We start from the raw sequence: 1,318 nt of genomic DNA, 5'->3' as shown, positions 1-1,318 counted from the left end.
GTTACAATTAGGCCTGTGGAGGAGAAGGTTTAGTGCCTTCCCCTTTTAGTTTACCAAGTTTAAAGTAAAAAATAAGGCTTCAGCTACATAAATGATGTAGCTGAAGCCCTATTCTTTTTTGTCAATAGCTTAACTTAATGACATTGCCTCAATTGGGTAGGCCTTTTTATTGTGCAATTTTAAGCTAGTTAACATAATGCGGCTCATCCCAAGTAACCCCCTCACTCCCTGATAAAACAACGATCCGTTATTTGGCCTTTGTGAAATTTGACGGTAGAGGAGTGGTCTAGATGAAAAATCCCCAAAAAATCAGTAAACTCACTTTGTGAATTTAACCGCCTAAACTCCTAGACCATTGCTCCAATCGTACCTGACACCAGTCCAAAAAATCCCGTTCTGAAATCGTTGGTGTTCCCGTCAATAACTTTTTTGTGATGGGCTCCTCACCTAAAGCCGTCTCAATTAACCCAACCACTAAATAATCTGTCTGTTTCGTAACCCAATTTTGTGGTTTCGCCCCAAAGACTTTCGCCAAACTAAAAGCTTGATCCCGATTCATGGTAGTTAGACGTCCGGTAAAAGCAATCTCACAATCTCTTAAATCAAGCATTTTAAATCATCAACTTTCTTGATTCTAATGTTGGTTTTGACTTGACGGGTTATGGTTTTCCATTCAGTTTAGAGGGAGTGACGTTTTGAGCGCAGAATTGTTCCCTGGAAACAGCTATTTGGAATAACTGAACCAGAGTGCAATTCTACGCTAAGGTTTCCCCCTAGTTCGTCGGTCGTTAACGCCCGTCGCTTGTCTGTACAATTGCGGTATTGCTACCACCACTCATTATAAACCTACGTTTTCGGTTTAGCCTACTAAAAAACGCCCTAGAAGGCGTTGATGATACGTATTTATTTTTGTTCGATCACCAACTAATCAATGGCACCAAGCCGAAGCTTCGTTTTACCACCCGCGCCGTTAATGGTCGCGCTCACCATTCACCACCCAGCCGTACAGATAGCCTTGTTGTGGTATAGCCAGACTTATTGAAGTCGCACTGGCAAACGTGTCCCCTTGGATTTAGACCCCAGCTTGTCCCCTAGGGCTTTAAAAATCGCACCGGCCATGATATAATAGTCATTAAACAATGATGCCTTTTTTGTGGCGCTCACCGATTCTGCGATAATCCCTTTATGGTTGTCAGATGAAATACAATAATTCATCTAACAACTATGGAGGGATTTTTGTATGCCCAGATCTAAACATACGGTACTCGAAAAATTAGCAATCTTAAAGGAACTTACCCAATCAAAAACTGGACTACGG

General features: G+C 41.7%; 1 protein-coding gene. It reads right to left on the bottom strand.

The genetic code is table 11. The annotated features are described in order from the left end of the window. Positions 1 to 331: 331 nt before the first annotated feature. A complete protein-coding gene (locus EKM76_RS13330) occupies positions 332 to 610 on the bottom strand; it encodes a BRCT domain-containing protein (RefSeq protein ID WP_125551023.1) in 279 nt (92 codons plus the stop codon). Positions 611 to 1,318: the final 708 nt, after the last annotated feature.

It is taken from the genome of Loigolactobacillus zhaoyuanensis, from assembly GCF_003946385.1.
Lineage (GTDB): Bacteria > Bacillota > Bacilli > Lactobacillales > Lactobacillaceae > Loigolactobacillus > Loigolactobacillus zhaoyuanensis.
Note: the sequence above shows the minus strand (reverse complement) of the source record. Positions and strands in the feature narration are given on the sequence as shown.